The organism is Fictibacillus arsenicus (assembly GCF_001999465.1).
GTDB lineage: Bacteria > Bacillota > Bacilli > Bacillales > Fictibacillaceae > Fictibacillus > Fictibacillus arsenicus.
This window is the reverse complement of record NZ_MQMF01000059.1, coordinates 1-839: the sequence shown is the minus strand read 5'-3', so window position 1 is coordinate 839 and position 839 is coordinate 1. Positions and strand designations below refer to the sequence as shown.

Annotated in this window: 2 protein-coding genes; both read left to right on the top strand. The window is 64.0% G+C overall.

What is annotated here, in order from left to right; translation table 11 throughout:
- A partial coding sequence (locus tag UN64_RS21795; protein WP_369073192.1) for a M24 family metallopeptidase occupies positions 1-260 on the top strand: 260 nt, incomplete at its 5' end.
- A 346-nt stretch (positions 261-606) separates the two neighbouring features.
- Positions 607-839 (top strand): helix-turn-helix domain-containing protein (locus UN64_RS21790; protein WP_139343252.1); only part of this gene is annotated, 233 nt, incomplete at its 3' end.

The window sequence follows — 839 nt, the reverse complement described above, 5'->3', positions numbered from 1 at the left end:
GCACCTTCGGCTACGGCCACTCCTTCGGCGTGCTCAGCCACTACTACGGCCGCGAGGCCGGCCTGGAGCTGCGCGAGGATATCGATACCGTCCTGGAGCCGGGCATGGTTGTATCCATGGAGCCTATGATCACCATCCCCGAGGGTCAGCCCGGCGCCGGTGGCTACCGCGAGCACGACATCCTCGTCATTGGCGAGGACGGGGCCGAGAACATCACTAAGTTCCCCTACGGCCCCGAGCACAATATCATCCCGGCCTGATCCGGGCGATCTCGGTGGCGCCGCCCGCAGGCGGCGCCACCGGCACTCCGTGTCGACGAGGAGCAAGTGCCAGAAGTTTGTCTTCCTGGACGGCCTCTTCGGCTGGGAGATCGAGCACGGAGTGGTAATTGAGGCTTCTTTAATGCTCAAGTTGCGCCTCGATAACCATGGAGGTACAGAGCGCAAAAAACTTGCAACGCTACGCCGAAGTCATCGGGCTCCTAATAGCTTCCCCGGCTGTGTCCACCCAGCTTCGGGCTCCTCATGCGCCTGCCGGAGTAGCACCTGAGGGGGTCGTTCTCGGCGTCGGGGCAGGGGCTGGTCGCATGGAGAAGAATAGGACCCTATGACCTCCTCGACTGACAACTCCTCGCCCATCACCGAAGCCCGCACGGCCTCGGTCGTCTCCAACGCCATCGGCGTGCTGCGCTGCTTCTCGGTGCACGAACCCCTGCTGGGCGTCACGGAGATCGCCGCTCGCGTCGGTCTGCACAAAAGCACGATCTCGCGCATCCTTGCCATCCTCGAGCAGGAGAACCTAGTGGAGCGGGACCCGCAGACCCGGCGCTTCCGCCTGGG